Genomic DNA, 21,172 nt, shown 5'->3' on the forward strand with positions numbered 1-21,172 from the left:
AACTACCGCCAATTAGAACTTTAGACAATGTTGCCGTGTGCGGTCTGAAAACCGACCGTCGGCGGCTTGTCGGTCATGGTCTATCGAGCACCTCGCCAGCGGTGAAGGTTGGCGCTTATCATGAGCGCCGGATTAACCCCTCTGCTTTTTATGAGACTGAGCATGACTTTCGATTTTGATCAGGTGTTCGACCGCCACGGCACCGGCAGTACCAAATGGAGCCGCTATCCGGCTGACGTGTTGCCGATGTGGGTCGCCGACATGGATTTTGCAGCGCCGCCCGCGATCATCCAGGCGCTGCAAAAACGCCTGGAACACCCGATGCTCGGTTACAGCGTGGCGCAGGATGACTTGCGTGACGCCATCGTCGCCGACCTGTGGAGCAAGTACGCCTGGCGCGTACAACCCCAGGAGCTGGTATTCCTGCCGGGTATCGAGTCGGGGTTCAACATGGCCCTGCATGCGCTGGTTCAGCCGCAGCAGAACGTGGTGGTGCAGACGCCGAACTACCCGCCGCTACGCCATGCGCCGGGCCACTGGCAGTTGAACAAGGTCGAGCTCGACTTCGACGCCTTGGCCGATGGCACTTATGCGACGCCACTCGACACCTTGCGCCAGGCGCTGCAAGGGGGCGGCGCGCTGCTGCTGAGCAACCCGCACAACCCGCTGGGCAAGGTCTTCCCGCGCGAGGAGCTGCAAGCGGTCGCCGACATTTGCCTGGAGCAGGATGCCTGGATCATCTCCGACGAGATCCACTCCGAGCTGTGCTTCGACGGGCGCGTGCACATTCCGACCGCCTCGCTCAGCCCGCAAATCGCCAAGCGCACCATTACCCTGATGTCGGCGAGCAAGGCCTACAACATCGCCGGTTTGAAGACGGCGTTCATGATCATTCAGGATGCGGCGCTGCTCCATCGGGTCAACCATGCTCGCTGCGGCATGGTCGACAGCGTCAACCCGCTGGGCCTGGAAGCCACCCGCGTCGCCTACAGCGAAGGCGGTCCGTGGCTGACCGAGCTCATGGCCTATCTGCAAAGCAATCGGGATTATCTGGTGGAGGCGGTTCGCACGCGGTTGCCGGGTGTGACCATGAACATCCCTCAGGGCACTTACCTGGCGTGGCTCGATTGCACGGCGCTGGGGCTGGACAACCCGCAGCAATTCTTCCTCGAACAAGCCAAAGTCGGCTTGAGTGCCGGGCTGGATTTCGGCGATAACGCCCGGCAATTCGTGCGCCTGAACTTCGGCTGCCCACGGGCGCTGCTGGAAGAAGGAATCGCGCGGATGGAGCGTAGTTTGCGTAACCGCCAGGTCTGATTCCACACAGACTCAATGACACAACACATACCCTGTGGGAGCGGGCTTGCCCGCGATGGCGATCCGTCAGGAAAATTGATGTCGCCTGACACTCCGCCATCGCGGGCAAGCCCGCTCCCACAGGGGATTTGTGTGCCTTTACAGATTGCGGAAATCCAACCGAACTCAAGATAAAAGACCGGGGTCAACCCTCAACGAGCGCTTGTGGTAGTCGGTGCGGCGGAATTCGTCGTTCATTGATTGACCTGATCTTGTTCACTGGCTAGCGCACGTTTATGAAAAAACGAGATCCGCTTCAAGGCATGTTCTGCGGCCAGTAGCTGGACCTTGCTGCGGGACCAGAAAAACCGGTGCTGGTGAGTGAATACTCGCTTCCCTTGCTCAGTCTGGTACGCCCAGGCGAAACAGACGGTGCCGGCCGGAATCCCGTCGACATCCTCCGGCCCCAGGATCCCGGTGGTGGCCACGGCGACGTTAGCTGTGCTGTCGAGCAAAGCGCCCAAGGCCATTTCGCGAGCGACTTCGCAACTGGTCAGGTTGAAGGTTTCGATCGTATGGGGGTTGACGTTAAGTAACCGTTGTTTTGCTTCGGAAGAATAGACCACGTAACCGCTCTCGATCAGGTCTCCGCTGCCCGGCACCTCGGCCAGCAGGGTTACGGTCTTTCCGGCGGTACAGGACTCGGCAGTCGTCAGTCGCAGGTCGTGTTGGCGCAAATATTCGACGATGGTTTGGCTGACGTTCATGACCAGGCATCCAGGCAAGAGGACCTGCCCGGTTGACCTCCGACGCTTGCAAACATTCCCTCGGGCTGACCGCCCCTGCCCCCGATAAAAAATGAACCCCCGGCGATGGATGCACCTCAATACTTCTAGGGGCTCCTATGCCGGGCCGCTCGTTATCTGGAGGTCGTCATGTCCGCACCTTTCGTCAGGCTGTTCACTCAGCCCAATTTCGTCTGGACAGATATTCGTAAGGAAGAGGAAGCGCATCCGCGCCATTACCTCGCTCATTTGCTGTTGCTCGCCCTGATCCCCGCCGTGTGCCTGTTTATCGGGACCACCTACGTCGGCTGGAGCCTGGCTGGAAACGAAACGGTCAAACTCAGTGCCGCCAGCGCCCTGCAACTCTGTGGGCTGCTGTACCTGAGCATCATTGTCGGCGTGGTGTTGATGGGGCTGTTCATCCGCTGGATGTCACGCACCTTCGACTCGCGCCCCAACGTCAATCAGTGCATCGGTTTTGCCGCCTACACCGTCACCCCGTTCTTCCTTGCGGGTATTGCCGGGCTCTATCCGAGTCGCTGGCTGGCGATCACGGTGCTGGGGGCCGCCTCCCTTTATTCGACGTTTCTGCTGTTCGTCGGTTTGCCGATTTTCATGCACGAGCGCAAGGAGCAAGGCTTGCTGAATGCGGCGAGCGTATGGGGCGTCGGGCTATTGGTGTTGGTAACTATCCTGGTGGAGATGATTCTCCTCTGGTTCAACTATCTGGGACCTGAGTACGTGCGCGCGACCGGCGTGTGACTCTCCTGAATTCACCCTCCACCTCCGAGAACCAGGCATGAGTTTCATTGTATGGGTGGCGGTGTTGGGTGCGGTGCTGCTGACCCTGGCACTGACCTCGTCCTATCTGCGCTGGATGCCGGTGACCACGTCGGCGGTGTGCCTGGCGCTGGGCGTGGCGATAGGTCCGGCGGGCCTGGGCCTGCTGAAGCTGGACATCAAGGACGCGGCAGTCTGGATGGAGCACCTGACGGAAGTCGCGGTGCTCTTTTCGCTGTTTGTCTGCGGACTCAAATTGCGCCTGCCGCTGAAGGACCTCCGATGGCGGGTAGCGTTCGGCCTGGCGGGACCGGTGATGATCCTGACCATCATTGGCGTCTGCCTGCTACTGCATTACGGTTTTGCCCTGGCGTGGGGGCCGTCGCTGTTGATCGCGGCGATTCTGGCCCCCACCGATCCGGTACTGGCCTCGCTGGTGCAGGTCAACGACGCCAGGGATTACGATTCGGTACGTTTCGGGCTCTCCGGTGAGGCGGGCCTCAACGACGGCATCGCCTTCCCCTTCGTGATCCTCGGTTTGTTGTTTGTGCAACAGAGCGGCGATAACAGTGCCTGGCTCGGTGAGTGGGTATTGAAGAGCCTGCTGTGGGCCGTGCCTGCCGGTTTGTTCATCGGTTACTGGATGGGTCACGGCATCGGTCGCTTGACCTTGTCGATGCGCATCCGCAATGCCGACAGCACCATTTCTCCCAACGATTACCTGACCCTGGCCCTGATCGCCCTCGCTTATGTCGCGGCCGAGGAGATACAAGCCTATGGCTTTTTGTCGGTATTCGCCGCCGGTCTCGGGTTGCGGCAGGCCGAAGTCAAATCCACCGGCGACGCGCGAATTCCCGCCGAGCATCTGGTGCAACCAGTGGTTGGCCACCAGAACGTCGAACCTGCGGCTGCCGTCCACGGCGACGTGACGAACTTGCCAGAAACCCAGGTCGCGGCGGGCATCATGATGGGCGACATGCTGGCATTCGGCAGTTTGGTGGAACGCGCCATGGAAGTGTTTCTGGTCACCCTGCTGGGCGTGGTGCTGGTGGGGCACTGGGATTGGCGAGCATTGGTGGTTGCGCTGGTGTTGTTCTGTGCCATTCGCCCCTTGTGCGTATGGCTCATGCCGTGGGGGCGCTTGCTGGACGACCGCCAACGGCTGTTGATCGGCTGGTTCGGGATTCGCGGCATCGGGAGCTTCTATTACCTGTTCTACGCCCCGAACCATGACCTCGCTCCGGCGGCGGCGACGCTGTGCACCGACCTGACATTGTCGGTGGTGGCGCTCAGCATTCTGGCGCATGGCATCAGTACTCAACCGATGCTGGCCCGTTATGAGCGGCGCAATCAGCCGGACGCCTGACACCTACTGGACGAGTCAATCCTTCGGTCAACCTGCACTGAACAGCCTCGGATATTCATGCAGGTTGCACGACAAACGCCGAGTAAAGTCGATTGCAACCAACTGTTTTTACTGGATTTTTATTGAATATTGAAACAGGCACGGGAAATGCTCCAGCAGTGTGAGCGACGACGGCAGGAAGACCGTTTGAGCTTGACCCGTGACTAAACAAGAGGTTTGACCATGAACGCCATTGACCTGTTGAAAGCCGACCATGAACGCGTAAAAGGCATCCTGGCCCAGTTGAGCGAGTCCACCGAACGTGGGGTGAAAAAACGCACCGAGTTACTGGCCAAACTGGAAATGGAAATCAAGATCCATACCCGTCTGGAAGAGGAAGTCTTGTATCCGGCGTATAAAAAAGCCGGGGGCAAGGAACAGGATGTGATGTATTACGAAGCCAAGGAAGAACATCGCACCGTCGATACGCTGGTGCTTCCCGACCTGAAAACCACCGATCCCTCTACCGTTGAATTTTCCGGTCGAGTGAAAGTGGTCAAGGAGTTGTTGGAGCATCACATCGAAGAGGAGGAAAAGGAAATGTTTCCTCAGGCCAAAAAACTGTTGGGCAAAACGACGCTCGACGAATTGGGTGTAGAGATGGAAAGCCTGAAAGCCCGATACAAAAAAGAGCTGGGCGCACCCAATCTCGCTGCTTGATGGGGGTGGGCGAATAGCAAGTCAAGCGAGCAAACCGCTTTTCGTAGGAGCCAGCGGTGCGGCAAGCCTGGCGCCTACATATCTGATTTGCCCGCGACTATCACTTCATCGCCAAGGCAATGACTTCCACCAGATTGAGTTGGGTAAAGGGCTTGGACAGGCGCGGAAGTCTGGACGCGAAGCCTTCCAGGCGCTCGGCGTAACCGGTGGCGAGGATGATCGGCAGGTGTGGCCTTATCACCCGAATAGCCTGAGCCAGTTGCGCGCCACTCATCTTGGGCATGACCATGTCCGTAATGACCAGATCAATGTTGTGCTCGCTGTCGAACCGCTCCAGTGCCTGTGCACCAGACGCTGCGCTGATCACCCGATGGCCCAGGTCCTCAAGCAGCAGGCAGGTACTGGTCAATACCAGACTATCGTCGTCCACGACCAACACACACAGACGAGGCACCCGCGACATGGCTGTCTCCTCGATAGCGGGTTCGGTGGTCGAGCTGGCTAGCGCAACGGGTAACCAGAGTTCGGCAGTGGTGCCGACGTCCTTCTGGCTTTTCAGAATGAAGCGTCCACCCAGTTGTTCAGTAAACCCATGAACCATCGACAACCCCAGGCCAGTGCCTTTGCCGACGCCTTTTGTGGTGAAGAAAGGATCCATTGCCGACGCCAGGGTTGCGTTATCCATGCCCTCCCCCGTATCCGTGACACTCAGGCAGACAAAACGGCCTGACGGCAGGGACAGGATTGCCTGATCGTCGACTTCTTGCACCTTGGCATCGATCACGAGTTTCCCACCGTCGGGCATGGCATCGCGGGCGTTGGTCACCAGATTCAGCACCGCCAGTTCGAGCTGATTGACGTCGGCCATCACCGGTTCGAGTTCGGGCGCAAAGCGGGTTTCTATGCTCACCGCAGGCCCCAGAGAGCTGCGCAACAGCCCGGTAATCCCCTGTATCAGTGCTGGTATCTCAACGGATTCGGTCTTGAGTTCCTGACGCCTGGCAAACGCCAGCATGCGCTGGGTCAGGGAAACGCCACGCAAGGCGCCTTGAGTGGCGTTGTCGAGCAAACGGGTGATTCTCGGGTCGTCTGCCGCACGTTTACGAACGATTTCCAGGTTGCCGAGAATAACGGTCAGCAGATTATTGAAGTCGTGTGCAATCCCCCCGCTGAGTTGACCGATGGACTGCATTTTTTGCGCCTGAAACAACGCTTCGCGGGCTTTTTCAAGGGCTTGCTGGGCTTGGGTCACCTCGGTGATGTCCCGAGTGATTTTGGCAAACCCCAGCAACGTGCCGGTTTCGCCCCAAATCGGGTCAACCACGACATGCGCGAAAAACTGCGTGCCGTCCTTGCGCACGCGCCAGGCCTTGTTTTCGAATCGCCCCTCGCGCGTAGCAATCTCCAGCGCCCGTTGCGGTTCACCGGCTTCACGGTCTTCAGGGGTGTAAAACATCGAGAAATGCTGGCCGATAACTTCTTCAGGCCGATATCCCTTGATTCGCTGAGCCCCCAGATTCCAGTTGGTCAAACGTCCATCCGGGGCGAGCATGTAGATGGCGTAGTCGGTGACGCTTTGCACCAGCAGCCGAAACTGCTGCTCACTTTGCTTGAGGGTTTCTTCGGCCATTTTACGGTCGGTCAGATCTCGAGTGATCTTGGCAAAACCCAGCAATTTGCCCGACGGATCGAGAATGGGATCGATGATGACGTGGGACCAGAAATGCGTGCCGTCCTTGCGAACCCGCCAGCCTTCGCCCTCGAACCGCCCTTCGCGAATGGCGGTATCGAGCGCGCGCTGGGGCAGACCGGCTTTGCGATCCTCCTCGGTATAGAAACGCGAAAAGTGCTGACCTAGAATCTCCGCCTCTTCATATCCCTTGAAGCGTTTGGCACCGGAATTCCAACTGTTGATAATGCCGTCGGGGTCGATCATGTAAATCGCGTAGTCGACCACTGCATCGATCAGCAGACGAAATCGCATCTCCTCGATGGCATTGGTCTTGGTCCGGTCATCGCTCATGGATCCCTGTCCTAATTGTTGTTCTTCTGTATGCGACAAACCGCTTGTTTGGAAATTCAAAAAAACCAATACGTGGGTTTGTCGCATTGGCGCGACGGATTATCGGTACACGTACTTGACGATATAGGCGTACAGATCGTTGTACACAAAATCCGGCACCCGTTCAGCATGGGCTTGGGTTTTGAGCAGTGCCAGATGGCATTCTTTTATCATTTCATCGCGATCACTCATCGTGTAGATGTGATTGTCGATGATCGCCCCATAAGCGCTGTACGTATAAGGTGTCGATGTTTCTGCGATGGTCGAAGTCCCGTCGGCGGCTTTTGTATACGTACTTTGAGCGCGTAAGGTCCGTTCCTTCAATGCCCCCAACCCGCGTTCATACAAGGTGATTTGCGAGCCGCTGATCGCTTTGGCGGCCGTCTCGAAGGCCAGAATGATCGCTTGCGCGTTACTCATGCTGGCATCCAGATCCGACACAGTGACGAACCTTTCCATTTCCTGCTTTTCCAGACTCCTGAGTGCTCTTTTGATGCTCGATGCATGAGCGAACTCTTGATTACAGGCGACGATATGGGCCTCGACCTGGTAGCCGGCCTCCGTCGCCTTCGGTGGAAAAGCGGCGAAATCGATGCTGTCGAATGCACACTCCATGATGATGTTGTATTTGCGGTTAAAAGCCTCCGCGAAGATCTGCTCGCCGAGCTTCCGGACAAAGGCTTCCGTATGCTCATAAGCGTGCAGGACACCCAGCTTGATCATCTCTGCGTATTGAGGGTGTTTTTCGCGGTATTTGGGCAGGTACAGACGAACATAATTGTCGTAGCGTTTCGAGGGCAGCAGTTTTTTTTCCAGCAGATACGTTTTACCTGACCCTTGCAGCCCGGCAACGATCAGCATTTTTGGGGTTTCCTCGGCAGTAATGCCGGTGAACAGCGTTGCGGTGATTTCAGTGAATGCTGCAGTGACCTGCTCTGGGGTGTAAGTGTAATTCGGGGCTAGATTCGGGGCTGCTGACATACCTTGATTTCCTTATCAAAGATTCGCTTGAAAGTGATTGCTGCCTTTTGAATAAAGCGCTGTTTCGCTGTTTGTTCAAATGAGCGTGTCTTTCAAGATATGTCACTGTTTTATAAAGTAAATATTCCTACAGCACAGAAGGAAATTGCGTCGACTCAACTGACCACCAGCGCGGTAACAATTGCTTGACCTTGCTCTCGCCAAACCGGTCATCGATCAGCATCACCACCCCTTTATCCTGCTGAGTGCGGATCACCCGCCCCGCTGCTTGCACGACTTTCTGCACGCCCGGAAACAGGTAGGTGTAGTCATAACCGGCACCGAAAATCACCGCCATGCGCTGTTTCATCTGTTCGTTGACCGGATTCAGTTGCGCCAGCCCCAGGGTGGCAATAAAGGCACCAATCAACCGCGCGCCAGGTAAATCGATGCCTTCGCCGAATGCTCCACCCAGCACCGCAAACCCTACGCCCTGACTGTGAACGGTGAATTGATCGAGAAACGCCTGACGCGACCCTTCTCCCATTCCCCGGGACTGCGACCACAGCGTGATGTGCGGATGCCGTTCGGCCAGCAACTGGGCCACTTGCTGCAAATAATCGAAGCTGCTGAAAAACGCCAGGTAGTTGCCAGGGCGTTGGGTGAACTGTTTGGCAATCAGCTCGACGATGGGCTCAAGGGATGCCTGACGATGGACATAGCGGGTCGAAATCTGGCTGACGATATGCACTTGCAGCTGATCGGCTTGAAATGGCGATTCCACATCGATCCATACCGTACTCGCCGGTGTTCCCAGCAAATCGGCGTAGTAATGCCGAGGGCTCAGGGTGGCGGAAAACAGCACAGAGCTACGCGCAGCTGTCAGGCGCGGGCGAATGAAAGCGGCGGGCACAACATTGCGCAGGCACAGTTGCGACAGGTTGCGCTTGCGCTCGAGGTCGCGCTTGCTGATGTCGAACAGGAAATGTTCATCGAACAGTTCAGCCACGCGGCCGAATTGCAGCATGTCGAAGTAAAAGTTTTGTAATCCGCTGTCCAGGCCCTGGGGATGATCATTCAAGTAGTCGCCGATGCTCGCGCAGCATAAGGACAGCACCTGAAGCAGTTTTTCCGGGGCTTTGTCGTAGGCCTGATAGGGGCTGAGTTGCTGATCATGCAGGGCATTCCATTCGCGATTAACCCGTTGCAAGGACCGCTTCAGTGCCTCAGGCGCGGTTTTTCGCACGCTGTTCAACGTCGCCTGGTCGAGGCTGGCGCTGTACATCTGCCGGCCACGTTCCACCAGGTTATGGGCTTCATCCACCAGCACCGCGACTTTCCAGTTATTGGCTTGGGCCAGCCCGAACAGCAATGCGCTGAAGTCGAAATAGTAGTTGTAGTCGGCGACCACCACGTCCGCCCAGCGGGCCATTTCCTGGCTCAGGTAGTAGGGGCAAACGTCATGCTGCAGGGCAACCTCGCGCAAGGCGCTCTGGTTCAGCAGGCTCAATTGACTGGCAGCCTGACGCGCGGCCGGCAGACGATCATAAAAACCCTGGGCCAACGGGCAGGACTCGCCATGGCAGGCCTTGTCCGGGTGCTCGCAAGCCTTGTCCCGGGCGATCATCTCGAGGACTCGCAAGGGTGGCGCGTCGGCGCTGTCGAGGATGACACGGGCGGCGTCCAGCGCCAATTTGCGCCCCGGGGTTTTCGCCGTAAGGAAAAACACCTTGTCCAGTTGCTGCGGCGCCAGGGCCTTGAGCATCGGGAACAACGTGCCGACCGTCTTGCCGATACCGGTCGGTGCCTGGGCCATCAGGCAGCGACCGGTGCTGACAGCCTTGAACACTGACTCAGCCAGATGCCGTTGCCCGGAGCGAAAATCGGCATGGGGAAATGCCAACTGTTGCGCCGCCAGATTGCGCCCTTCGCGATGGGCCATTTCCTGCTCGGCCCAGTGCAGGAACAATCCGCAGTGGTGTTCGAAGAACAGCTGCAAGTCGGCGGCGCTGAAAGCCTCGACCAGGCAGGTTTCCTTTTCGCTGACGATATCGAAATACACCAGCGCCAGATTAATCTGCTCCAACTGCAGTTTCTGGCACATCAACCCACCGTAGATCTTCGCCTGCGCCCAATGCAGCTGCCGGAGGTTGGCCGGTTGCTTGCTCAGGTCGCCACGGTAGGTTTTGACTTCTTCGAGGCAGTTTTGCGCCGGATCGTAGCCATCCGCCCGGCCCTTCACCGTCAAGGTTCGATACTGGCCCTCAAGCGCGACCTCATTCTGGTAACCCTCGCTGCGCCGTGACGCCACGGTGCGATGCCCGACGATGCCTTCCAGCGCAGTCGGCGACGGGGTGAAGCGCAGGTCGAGGTCGCCGACCTTGGCGGTGAATTCACACAGCGCCCGCACCGCAATGCTGTAGCTCACGCGCCCTGCTCCGCCCATTGCACGTAGCAAACGGCGATCGGCATCTGGTGCTCGTGACAGAATTCCAGCCAGCGCAATTGATTGTCTTGCAGCCGATCGCCGGGGCCTTTGACTTCGATCATCCGGTAGGTTTTGTCTTGCGGCCAGAACTGGATCAGGTCCGGCATGCCAGCGCGATTGGCCTTGATGTCGAGCAGCAGTCGATTGAACCAGTGTTTCAGGTGTTCGGCGGGCAGACAGTCGAGCGCCTGCTCCAGCAGTTCTTCGCTCAGCACGCCCCAGAATACGAACGGTGACTGCACGCCCCACTTGGCGCTGTAACGCTCGCGGACAGTTTGCACATAACGCCCGTCATCGAGCTCGGCGAGGCAGGCCTGGAACAGGTCCGCGCGCCGCGCATGAAAGTCTTCGTTGTGCAGGTCCACCGGCCCGCGCTGGAACGGGTGAAAAAACGCCCCCGGCAACGGGGCGAAGATCGCCGGCCAGCACAGCAACCCGAACAGCGAGTTGATCAAGCTGTTCTCGACGTAATGCACCGGCGCCGACTCGTCCGCCAGGTGCGCCTGAACGTAAGACTCCACCGATAACGCCGGATCGGGCCTGGGCAGTTGCAGGTCCAGGCGCTGCATGGGCCGAGGGGCTGGCCGCTTGATCGGCGGCCCGCCCAATTTGCGCCGCAGTCTGGGCAGCACACGCGATAGATGCTGATGCTCGGCGGCGCTTTCAGGGGCTTGCTCGGCGTGGGCGGCCAGGTCCATCGCCAGTTGGTATTCAGCACAGCGCTCCAGCACGCGAATCAGCCGCAGACGCGCGCCGGGGTAAGCGCATTCGCGGTAGAGGCTCAGGGCGGTGGAAAAATCCGCGACGCGCTCGCAATGCTGACCGATCTGGAACAGCAGTTTGCCCCGACGTCTTTGCAGCCAGGGGTTGTCGAGCTGCAGCCCGTTGATCTGCCCGACAATCGTCGCCACGTCGTCACCGGCCTCGAAACGCTGCTGACAGTTATGCAGGAACAGGCAGGCATCGACGTCCTCGCGACTGCGCAACCCTCGGGACTCGGCGCAGAACTCGACTTTTTCATAGGTAAAGATGCCCAGGTCGGCCAGCACGAATTCCGACCAGTCCTGGTAAAGATTGCCAAAAAACATCAGCCGCAGCCGGTCGCACAGGCCCATGACGGTCAGGCTGAACAACCGGTCATTCAATGCCGGGCACCACCGGGCAAAACTTTGCGACTCGGGAAACTGCTCGCTCAGAACCGGCAGCCAATCGGTCTTTTTGCCTTTTGGCTGTTCAATAGCGTTGCCAAAGCACTGGAGAATCTCGGCCTTGAGCAATACCTCGAACAAGTCCTCGATGTGCAATGGCGATTGCTCGTCGATCCAGCCCGATGCCAGCAGCGGCGCCGCAGCGCTGTCGATGTCGCCGATCTCGACGTAACTCAGTTTGCCAGCTCTGAAATGCAAACCTTTACGCATCACCAGTCTGACCAGCAAGGCCTGGGACTCGCGGGGCATTCGATTGAAATCGCGGATGAAATCGTGTTCCTCGATGCTCAATACATCGGCATAACGATGTTCAAGCCAATCAAGCACTTGCATGAAGTTGTTCAAGTAATAGAACGGATCGTCGAGAGGATTTACAATCACGGGCAAAAGGGCCATGGCAAACGAGTACTGGTTATGCGTACAGATACCAGCTATGCCCCACCCGGTGCAAACGGAAAAGGATCAGTGGCGAGGCTATTCGGCAATTTTCGGGTGGCCATCGAACTTTCTGCCATTCCATCGCACCAACCGCGTTAGAAGGCACAGTGACGATTACCTCAAGCGAGGCGTTCGCGCTGTTTTTATTCAGTGATGAGAGGTGTGTATGAATATCAAGATTCTGGGTTTGCCCCTGGCCGCAGCGGCCTTTCTGGCCCTGGCCGGTTGCTCGACGCCAACGGTCGTGACCTTGCAGAACGGCACCCAGTATTTGACCAAGGACATGCCAAACACCAAGACCGAGGATGGCTTCTACGAATTTGAAGATATTTCCGGGGCGAAAGTGAAAGTCCGGGCCGATGAAGTGGCCACGGTTCGCAAGGAAGACTGATCCTCTAGTTGCCCGCGTTGTTGTCAACGCGGGCAGCCAATCAGAGATATTTGAGAATCGCAATGTCACGACGGCGCTGTTTGAGGTTGGCGAACCAGCGTGTCGGGAATAACAGCAACACCCCGAGAATCACGCTCCACAGCCAGACCATGGGCAGATTATCGAAGCCGTAATAGGTGCCTTGATTAACGCCCCAGATGGCGACAGCGACCAGGTACATGGCCTTGAGCACGTACAGGTGCAGCAAGTAGAAGAACATCGGCGCACCGCCGTAAATCGCCAGGGTCGCGGTAGACCAGCGATCCTGAGCCTTCTCGAACAACGCCAGAAGGATCAGCCCCAGACCGAGGGTCGGCATCAGGAACATCAGCGATGGCGGGTATTTCTTTGCACTCATGAAGCTCATGAAGGTGCGCAGCGAATCACCGGTCTGCACCCAAGGCTTCTCGCCGTAGACGTTCAGGTAACGGATGAACACGAACGCCACCAGCAGGCCGACGCCGACTTTCAGTAACCGGGAAATCCGCTGGGCCGGCTCCATGTCCTTGCCGAACCACGGCCCGATGGCCCAACCCAGCAGGATCACGCCGATCCACGGCAACACCGGATACGTGGTGCGGGCCCTGGTGAATTCGGTGATGTCGATGAATACCCGCTGATGCAGGATCGACCACGGTACGAAGAACGGCGATTCCGGCCCCACGGTCACGCCATCGAGCAGGTTGTGCCCGGCGACAATCGCCACCCCGAGCACGATCAGCCAACCGCGCTTGAAGTGCAGCAACCCGGCGAGCACGATCATGCAGATACCGATGCACCAGATCACTTGCAGCCACAACGTCTTGGGCGGGAACTCGGCGTTCCAGGCAAAGCACACGAACGTGAGTTCCAGAAACACCAGGAACAACCCGCGCTTGAGCAGGAACACCGAGGTTTCATTGGCCGTGTGTTTCTGGCTGTAGAGCCAAGCCGACAAACCGGTGAGGAAGATGAACACCGGGGCGCAGAGGGTGCTCAGCAGGCGGGTGAAGAACAGGTCCGGGGTCACGCTCAAGGCGTCGATCGGGTCGGTCACCTGGCGGTGTAGCAAAAAGGTTTCCCGCACATGGTCGATAAGCATCAACAGCATGACGAAGCCGCGCAGGGCATCGATGGCCAGCATCCGGGTGTTGGTTTTTGCAACGCTGGTGGCCAGCGCAGGGGAAATACTTCCCGCCTGCCCTGCCACGCTGGTGGATAGGGTCATATCAGTCACTCATGTCGTGGTCAGTGGACTATTGCTGGCGGCTCAGTGAATCCCGGAATGCTGCTGTCGCAGGAAATGTATTGCCCTCCGCGCCGAAGCAGTGGCTCCTGCATCCGCTGACAACGCTCCAGTTCCTGCTGCATCGAACGATCGATGCTGATGTTGCCGGTCTTCTCCGGTTGTTTGCCGTCGCCCAGGCGCACGGTCACCCAGGGCTGTTCCGGCTGGATCTGGAAGCGGCTTTTTTCTTCGATGGGGTTGGCGGGTTCGGTCACTGCCGGTTTCGGCAGTTGATCGGAGGTGACCCCGTAACGGGTCAGAATCGAGCTCTGAGGCAGGTCGGCGGCGGCGGTTGCCGATATAAAGGCCAGCGCCAAACCGAAGGTGTACCTCTTGCTGTTACTCACGTTGCAGAATCTCCTGTACTCAATGGCGGCATGCAGCTATAGCGTTATAGTGTAACGCATGAAAGGGCTGATGCTTTAGTGCCAGTTCCTGTTGATGCAGGTATTGGAGTCCAGGAGTGAATGGTGAGTCACGGAGGCAGGCAGGTTTACCGCGTTATCGTTCTTCGCGAGCAAGCCCGCTCCCACAGGGATTTGATGCGGACACAGATTTTGTGAACATCACCAACCACTGTGGGAGCGGGCTTGCCCGCGATAGGGCCCTAGCAGGCGCCCATTACCCTCAGGCGATCACAATCCCCCCACTGGACAAACTGTCCAGCCCGACCCCCACCAAGGTCACCGAATCACTGCCAAACGTAAGCAGCGTATCCTGCCCCACCGCCGTGGCATGGGCCCGATAATCGTCGTTCGGTGCAACGCCCTGGACCCCGAGGAACACCAGTTTGTCGTTGGCTTGATAACCCACCACCCGGTCCTGACCAAACGCGCAGCTGAACAGGAACGTATCGACCCCGCCACCCGACTCCATCAGGTCATTCCCCGCCCCGCCGACAAACACGTCGTTACCAATGCTGCCAATCAAATGATCGTTGCCATCAAGGCCAAACAACCAGTCGCCCGTTGCGTGCGCGTTGAGAGTATCGGCGCCGCTCGTGCCCTTCACGCTTGAGGCGTACTGGGTCAGGTTGCTGCCGGCCGCAAGGCCATTGGTGGTGACGCTGTGGGTCACGTCATCCTTGAACACACCCCAGAGAAAACCTGGCTCCTTGGTAACGATGCTGCCGATGTCGCGGGTGATGCTGATGCCGCCATTGGCGTCGCGCACGTACAGGTTGCCGGCACCGTCATTGGCAAAGGTGAAGTTCTTCACCGACTGCTGCAGGTCCAGCACGTTGCTGCCCTTGCCGCCCAACAGGATGTTGTAGCCGCCGCCATCGCGGAAGGTGTCGTTGCCGTCGCGGCCTTCCAGGTAGTCACTGCCCTTGCCGCCCTGGATCAAGTCATTGGCGTCGCTGCCGATGATGAAGGTGCTGCCTTTGTGGGTTTCGGCGTTGCGGTTCAAGTCCTGGACCCAAGTGTTGGCACGCGCCGGGTCCGAGAGGTTGGCGACGATGATGGTCGAGTCTTTGCTGGTCAGTTCGTAGAACTGCGACTCCAGCACCCGGGTCATGCCGTCGCCGTAACCGGTGGGCAAGTGCGAAATCCAGGTGGGAATGTTGAGGATGGAATACGGCAGCACGTTCCACGCCGTCGAGGCGTAGTGGTCGTTGAAGCTGACGATGTTATCGGTCGTCGAATCCTTGGCGGCATCGTGCACGCCCACCGAGGACAGGTTAAACGTGGAGCCATCAAGGGCCCGGAACACCGGGTCGTTTTCATAACCGATGTTCAGCACTTTGTCGCTGCTGCTCTGGGTCGGCGAGGCGTAGGCGATGTAGTTGGAATCCTGGTAGAATCCGGACCACTTTTCGCTGCTCAAGTCCGCCAAGCTGTTGACCGCCAACCCGCCGAGGCTGTGGCCGCTGACCAATACATCGTTGCCCGACAGCCCATTGGCCTGGGCAAACGCCGCCACTTTGCCGAGCAAATTGCCGAAGGCTTCGCCCGCGTAATTTTTCGCGTAATCCTTGGGACCCAACGCCGCCAGCAGATCGTTGATCACATCGCCGATGGAGTCGCCGATCTGGATCTCTCGCGGACCGCTGGTGCCACGAAAAGCGATGCCGATTTCGGTGAGATGACCCTGGGCGTCGTACTTGCCGAGGATCTCCACCTGCGCGCTGGTGTAACCGGCCTTCTCGCCGAAGAAGGTTCCGCGAGCGTCGGTCTTGCCGTCATAGCCCAGTTGCGCGGCGGTGATTGGCGTCCAACCGGCTTTTTGCACGGCGTCGAGCGCGGCTTTTTCCGAGTCGGGGTTCCAGGGAATTCCGGGGATGACGCCCTGGGAATCGGTGCCGCCAATCAGTGCGGTCACCAGGGTTGCCGGCAAGCCCAGACCGAAGCCGTTTTGCTGGTAACCAGTGGCGAAACCGTTGTCGAGGTTGTGATAGGAATACAGCGTGATCGCCATGGCGTCGCTGAACAACGCCTTGGAGTCTGCTGTGCCGAAGTTTTTGTAGTCATACACACCCATTGGTATTGCCTCTCTCTTTGTTGGAATTGTCAGAGATAGCTCACAGCCAGGACGCCTCAATCACAAGGCGCCCCGGAGCCTCCAGTGCATGCAGCCTTTACGCAAACGTAATTCCCGAAGCCGAGAGATTATCCAGACCCACGCCCACCAGTGTTACGGCGTAATCGCCAATCTTGAGCACAGTGTCGTTGCCGGCCTGGGTCGCGTGCTGAGCGTAGTCATAGCCCTGCCCCGCGCCCTGGACGCCCACGAACACCAGTTTGTCGCTGCCCTGGTAGCCATTGATCGCGTCGAAACCGAAGGCGCCGCTGAACAGAAAGGTGTTGCCGCCGCCCGAGGCGTGCATCACGTCATTGCCCGCGCCGCCGACGAAGGTCACGTGGCTTTTGTCGCTGCGCAGCAGATCGTCGCCGGCGTTGCCGAACAGCCAGTCACCGTCGACGCTGGCCACCAGCGTGTTGCCGTAGGCGTCGCCATTGAGCGAGTGGTTGTAGTGGGTCAGTTCCGTGCCATTGAGCAAGCCATTGGCGGTGACGTTGTAGGTCACCTCCTTGCTGCCCCACCACGAACCCGATTCCTTGCTCACCAGCGCGCCGATGTCGCGGGTCATGCTGATGCCGCCGTAGGCGTCACGCACATACAGCGTGCCGTCGCCGTCATTGGCAACGCTGAAGTTCTGCAACGGCTTCTGCAGCTCGAAGGTGTTGCTGCCCTTGCCGCCCAGCAGCAGGTTGTAGCCACCGTCATCGCGGAACCGGTCGTTACCGTCACGGCCTTCGATGAAATCATTGCCCGCGCCACCCTTGAGCCAGTCATGGCTGTCGGTGCCGATGATGAACGTGCTGCCGGTGTGCGGCTCGCCGCTGCGGCCCAGGTCTTCAACCCAGATCGAGCCTCGGGACGACTCCGACAGGTTGGACACGATCAGCGTCGAGTCCTTGTCGGTAAGGTCGTAGAAGCGCGAGTCGATCACCCGGTTCAAGCCGTCGGCATAGCCCAACGAGCCATGAGCCGACCAGTTCAGCGGGTTGAGGATGCTGAACGGCACCAGGTTCTGCGCGGTGGACGCGTACTGGTCATTGAAGTTGACGATGTTGTTGGTCGCCGACTCCTGATGACCGTCGTGCTTGCCCAGCGAGCCACTGCTGAAGGTGGTGCCGTCGAGCACGCGAAACACCGGGTCGTTTTCGTAGCCGATGTTCAGCACGTTGTTGCCGGTGGCGCTTTGGGTCGGCGAGGCGAAGGCGATGTAGTTGGCGTCCTTGAAGAAACCGCCCCAGTTATTGCCGCTCAGCTCTGCCAGACTGTTGACCCCCAAGCCACCGAGGCTATGCCCGCTGACCAATACGTCCTTGGCACTCAGGCCGTGAGCGATGGCGAACGCGGCGACGCTTTTCAGCAAGATATCGAAGGCGTTTTTTGCGTAGTTCGTCGCGTAATCCACTGGACCGACCGCGGCCAGCAGGTTGTTTTTCATGTCGCCGAAGGTGTCGCTGTACCCCAGGCCACCGGTGCCACGGAAGGCGATACCGATGCCGATCAGCTTCCCTGCCCCATCGTATTTACCGAGGATTTCGGCTTCGGCGCTGGTGAAGCCGTCCTTTTCGCCATAGAAGGTGCCTTGAGCGCCGACGTTGCCTTGGTAGCCCAACGCTGCAGCGCCAATCGGCGCCCAAGCGGTCGCCGGCAGTGGCTGGCCGGTGGGCGTGTACGCGTAGAGCGTCAGCGCGATGGCGTCGCTGTACAACGCCTTGCCGTCAGCATTTTTGTAATCAAACAGTCCCATGTTGTTGCTTCCTTAGCGTCAAATCAGAACTGCCAGTCCAGGGTCAGGCCCATACCGTGGTCTTTTTCCCGGGAGCCGAGCAGCCCGTTGTAATCCAGGCTCAAGCGGGTATCGCGGCCCAGCGCCAACCCGGCACGGGCACCGACCACCGCGGCATCGCGGTCCATGGACACGCTTTGCACGCTGAACGCGGTGTTGCCGTTGACGAAGGCCAAGTGGTCTTCGGAACGGGTGTTGCTCAGGTTGTGCTGCCAGCCGAGCGTGCCGGACAGTTCCAGCTGTTGCTGGTCGGACAGCGCAATGGCTTTGCTCGCCCGCAGGCCAAGGGTCGAGAGCACCACGTCGCGGTTGTTTTCACCGCCCTTGAGCGCGGCGGTGTCACCTTTTTCGCTGAAGCTTTCAGTGTTCAAGTGCACGTAAGCCAAGTTAACGAATGGCTCCAGAGCGATCGGTTGCAGGTCAAGGCGATACGCCGCCTCGGTGAACAGTTGCGCGGAGGTCGCATCGCGTTTGGATTTCTGCTTGCCGCTGACGCCGTTAAATTGCAGGTCACGTTTGACGTCAATGCGATGCCAGCTGTAAGCGCCGCCAACGCTCAGGCGTAGCGCGTCGATTTCATGGCCCAGGTACGCACCCAAGTGGTAGCTGTCGACCGAGGCCGACGAATGCGTGCCATCGCCCATGCTCAACGAACTGTCGCTGTAACCGGTGACGAAACCCAGTCGCGTATCTTCAGTGATCAAGCCATCGACACCGGCCAGCAACCCGCCAATGGAGCTGTTGGAACTGGCGTTGTCATGCCCGCCATCGCTCTTGCCCCAGGCGCCGAGTACTTTGAGCCAGGCGTTGCTGCGGTCATCGGTGGGTGCCGCGGCGTCGAACAGATCGTGCTCGCGCAGACGCTCGCCAACCGCATCGCGCAGGTAACGGCTGTCATTGATCAGCAGCGTGCCGATTGCCGGATGAATCTCGCCGGAGAGTTGCTGGAACGCTTGTTGCGCGACAGCGGCGGTCGGCGACAGCAGCAGGGTTTCGTAGAGCGGATTGCCTGCGCCCAGTTGCTCGGCGGCAGCGGCCACGGCGCGTTGGTTCGGGGTTTGGCCAGCGCTGGTGAAGGACGTCGCGTTACGCACCACTGCCAATTGAATGCCGCTAGCCGAGTAGTCGAGAGTGCCGCCGAGGAACAGGTAATCCGGCACCACCGCACCGAAGCGCCCTTCGATTCCACCAGCCGCTTGCAGGATGTTGTACTGATTGTCCAGCAGGGATTTCGCTTCGCTGGTGGTCAGCAATGTCGGGCTGTTTTCCAGAGACAGGCTGACGGTTGCGCCTTCGATGATCGCCTTGCCGCTGGCGATGATCTGGTCGCTGCTGGTGGGCGACAGCTCTACGGCGTAGGTCGAGCCAGGCTCGAAAGCCACGTCACCCGCCACCTGTAAGGTGCCGATGGAGTTGCCAGGCGCCACGGTACCGCCGCTTTTCGCGGTCAGCGCCGCGATGCTGCCGTTACCGCCGAGGATCCCGCTGTCATTGACGGTGACGGCCGACAGCAGCGAACCGTTGATTGCCAATCGGCCCTGATTGACCAGGGTCGGGCCGGCGTACGTATTGGCGCCGGTCAGCACCAGCGTGCCGATGCCCTGCTTGGTCAGGCCGCCATGGCCGGAAATGTCGTTGCGCCAGACGTCGAGCCCACAGTGCACGTCATTGCACACACGCTCGGTGGGTTTGCCGGCATCGATGATCGCGCCGATACCCGGCAAGTCCGCGACAAATTGACTGGAGCCGTAGGCGCCTTCGATGCGGAATTCCTCGGGAATGTCCTGCTCGGTCACGAACATGGCCGGGCCATCGATGCCTTTGCGCAGGTTGATCATGCCCCAGCCATACAGCGAATCGACGCCGGGTGCGCCAAGGTCGGTGGCGGTGGTACGCAGCACGCTGGCGACTTGCGCGCCGGTCATGTACGGGAAGCGTTCCATCAACACCGCCACCGAGCCGGCGACGTGCGGCGCCGCCATGGAGGTGCCGTTGTAGTTGGCGTAGCCGGTGGTCAGGTCAGCGGCATTGGTGCCGCTGATGATCGAGCTGTAGATCCGGCTGCCGGGTGCCGACACGCAGAAACTCGCGGTATAGCCGCAGCGCGACGAGAAGGTACTGATGTTGTAAAGCTCGGGACTGTTGATGTCCGGGTTCTTCTGCAACGCAGCGACGGTCATCCAGTTCGGCGCGATCTCCGGAACGAAGTAACCGAGACCGGCGATGGCGTCCGGGTTGTTGAGGTTGTAGTCGTTGCCGGCGGCGAAAATCGTCACGATGCCGCTGCGGGCCGCCGCGATGGCGCCGTCGTAGGCACCGCCGGGTTTGGTCCCGAGCAACGTCTGGATCTCGTTGAACTGCACCTGTGCGTCCTGCACGGTGAAGTGCGGGTACGCCGGGTCACGACCACCGAGGTCGAAGCGGTCGGTGATGCCGATGCCCCAGCTGTTGTTGATGATCCGTGCGCCGCTGGCGATCAGGGCGTCCCAACCGGCCTTGTACACCGCTCCGTCGTTGCCACGAATGATGCCGTCTTCCGGGCCTGGGTCGCCGTTGTCAGCGCTGATGATTTGCGCGCCAAAAGCGACACCGTGCATCGGGCCGCCATCACGACTGCCGGCGGCGATCCCGCCAACGTGGGTGCCGTGGGCACCGAGTTTGCCGTTGGAGCCTACCGAGGGCGAACCGTCATAGAGAAAGGCGTCCCCGGCTTTGACCGGAATGTAGGGGTCGGTGTATTCGCGAATGCCACTGGTGACCAGCGTGATCACCTTGTTGGCCCCGGAAAACTCCGGGTGCAAGGCGTAAACCGGTTGATCGAAGATCCCCAGTTTCACCCCTTTGCCGGTGTAACCGGCCGCGTAGGCCTCCTGAGCGTTGATCGCCCCTAGCCCCCAGTCGGCGTTGAACTCCGTGCTGCGCCAGCTATCGGGATCGCCTGTCCTGCCGTTTTCCACGTAGGGCGCCGCGTGTGCGGTGCCCAGGGTGGCCAGTGCGCAGAGCAAGGCAAGTTTGTTGTACTTGTTATCCATCGAGCTACCGTCCTTAGTTGTGTTGCCAAAATCCTTGTGGCCAGGGGCCTGCCCA

General features: G+C 59.2%; 15 protein-coding genes. 5 read left to right on the forward strand and 10 right to left on the reverse strand.

All coding sequences use genetic code 11. The annotated features are described in order from the left end of the window. Nucleotides 1-162 precede the first annotated feature (162 nt). Complete coding sequence (locus PSH88_RS14975; RefSeq protein WP_305421249.1) at nucleotides 163-1,317, forward strand: MalY/PatB family protein; 1,155 nt, start codon at nucleotides 163-165, stop codon at nucleotides 1,315-1,317. Nucleotides 1,318-1,550: 233 nt separating this feature from the next. Here PSH88_RS14975 and PSH88_RS14980 read toward each other — a convergent pair whose 3' ends face one another. Further along, nucleotides 1,551-2,063: a CinA family protein gene (locus PSH88_RS14980; RefSeq protein WP_305421250.1), complete on the reverse strand. Its 513-nt coding sequence runs from the start codon at nucleotides 2,061-2,063 to the stop codon at nucleotides 1,551-1,553. Between the two features lie 168 nt (nucleotides 2,064-2,231). On the opposite strand from PSH88_RS14980, the gene PSH88_RS14985 reads away from it, so the two are divergent. From PSH88_RS14985 to PSH88_RS14995, 3 genes are all read left to right on the forward strand, one after another. Continuing rightward, complete coding sequence (locus PSH88_RS14985; RefSeq protein ID WP_305421253.1) at nucleotides 2,232-2,843, forward strand: Yip1 family protein; 612 nt, start codon at nucleotides 2,232-2,234, stop codon at nucleotides 2,841-2,843. Between the two features lie 37 nt (nucleotides 2,844-2,880). Then, the gene (locus tag PSH88_RS14990; RefSeq protein ID WP_305421255.1) at nucleotides 2,881-4,227 is read left to right on the forward strand and encodes a cation:proton antiporter; all 1,347 of its coding nucleotides are present in this window, start codon (nucleotides 2,881-2,883) and stop codon (nucleotides 4,225-4,227) included. A gap of 222 nt (nucleotides 4,228-4,449) precedes the next feature. After that, nucleotides 4,450-4,926, forward strand: a complete 477-nt coding sequence (locus PSH88_RS14995; RefSeq protein WP_305421257.1) for a PA2171 family ribosome-binding persister protein — start codon at nucleotides 4,450-4,452, stop codon at nucleotides 4,924-4,926. Between the two features lie 100 nt (nucleotides 4,927-5,026). On the opposite strand, the gene PSH88_RS15000 is transcribed toward PSH88_RS14995, so the two are convergent. The 4 genes from PSH88_RS15000 to PSH88_RS15015 all read right to left on the reverse strand — a co-directional run bounded on the left by PSH88_RS15000 (nucleotide 5,027) and on the right by PSH88_RS15015 (nucleotide 12,040). After that, entirely contained in the window at nucleotides 5,027-6,949 is a 1,923-nt protein-coding gene (locus PSH88_RS15000) for a hybrid sensor histidine kinase/response regulator (protein ID WP_305421259.1), read from the reverse strand. Between the two features lie 99 nt (nucleotides 6,950-7,048). Further along, nucleotides 7,049-7,969: a zeta toxin family protein gene (locus PSH88_RS15005; protein ID WP_305421261.1), complete on the reverse strand. Its 921-nt coding sequence runs from the start codon at nucleotides 7,967-7,969 to the stop codon at nucleotides 7,049-7,051. 127 nt (nucleotides 7,970-8,096) lie between these two features. Continuing rightward, nucleotides 8,097-10,376 carry an ATP-dependent DNA helicase gene (locus PSH88_RS15010; RefSeq protein ID WP_305421262.1) on the reverse strand — a complete coding sequence of 760 codons (2,280 nt, stop codon included), beginning with the start codon at nucleotides 10,374-10,376 and terminating at the stop codon, nucleotides 8,097-8,099. Next, complete coding sequence (locus PSH88_RS15015; RefSeq protein WP_305421264.1) at nucleotides 10,373-12,040, reverse strand: VRR-NUC domain-containing protein; 1,668 nt, start codon at nucleotides 12,038-12,040, stop codon at nucleotides 10,373-10,375. Before PSH88_RS15015 ends, PSH88_RS15010 begins: the two co-directional genes overlap by 4 nt. A 208-nt stretch (nucleotides 12,041-12,248) precedes the next feature. On the opposite strand from PSH88_RS15015, the gene PSH88_RS15020 reads away from it, so the two are divergent. Further along, a complete protein-coding gene (locus PSH88_RS15020; protein WP_305421265.1) occupies nucleotides 12,249-12,473 on the forward strand; it encodes a YgdI/YgdR family lipoprotein in 225 nt (74 codons plus the stop codon). A gap of 40 nt (nucleotides 12,474-12,513) precedes the next feature. Here PSH88_RS15020 and PSH88_RS15025 read toward each other — a convergent pair whose 3' ends face one another. The 5 genes from PSH88_RS15025 to PSH88_RS15045 all read right to left on the reverse strand — a co-directional run bounded on the left by PSH88_RS15025 (nucleotide 12,514) and on the right by PSH88_RS15045 (nucleotide 21,117). Further along, a complete protein-coding gene (locus tag PSH88_RS15025) occupies nucleotides 12,514-13,719 on the reverse strand; it encodes an acetyltransferase domain-containing protein (protein WP_305421266.1) in 1,206 nt (401 codons plus the stop codon). A gap of 20 nt (nucleotides 13,720-13,739) precedes the next feature. After that, the gene (locus PSH88_RS15030; RefSeq protein WP_305421268.1) at nucleotides 13,740-14,126 is read right to left on the reverse strand and encodes a hypothetical protein; all 387 of its coding nucleotides are present in this window, start codon (nucleotides 14,124-14,126) and stop codon (nucleotides 13,740-13,742) included. Between the two features lie 280 nt (nucleotides 14,127-14,406). Further along, entirely contained in the window at nucleotides 14,407-16,260 is a 1,854-nt protein-coding gene (locus tag PSH88_RS15035) for a polyurethane esterase (RefSeq protein ID WP_305421270.1), read from the reverse strand. Nucleotides 16,261-16,357: 97 nt separating this feature from the next. Then, nucleotides 16,358-18,046: a polyurethane esterase gene (locus PSH88_RS15040; RefSeq protein ID WP_305421272.1), complete on the reverse strand. Its 1,689-nt coding sequence runs from the start codon at nucleotides 18,044-18,046 to the stop codon at nucleotides 16,358-16,360. 23 nt (nucleotides 18,047-18,069) lie between these two features. Next, on the reverse strand, nucleotides 18,070-21,117 hold the full coding sequence (locus PSH88_RS15045; protein ID WP_305421274.1) for an autotransporter serine protease: 3,048 nt from the start codon (nucleotides 21,115-21,117) through the stop codon (nucleotides 18,070-18,072). Nucleotides 21,118-21,172 lie beyond the last annotated feature (55 nt).

The organism is Pseudomonas wuhanensis (genome assembly GCF_030687395.1).
Taxonomy (GTDB): Bacteria; Pseudomonadota; Gammaproteobacteria; order Pseudomonadales; family Pseudomonadaceae; genus Aquipseudomonas; species Aquipseudomonas wuhanensis.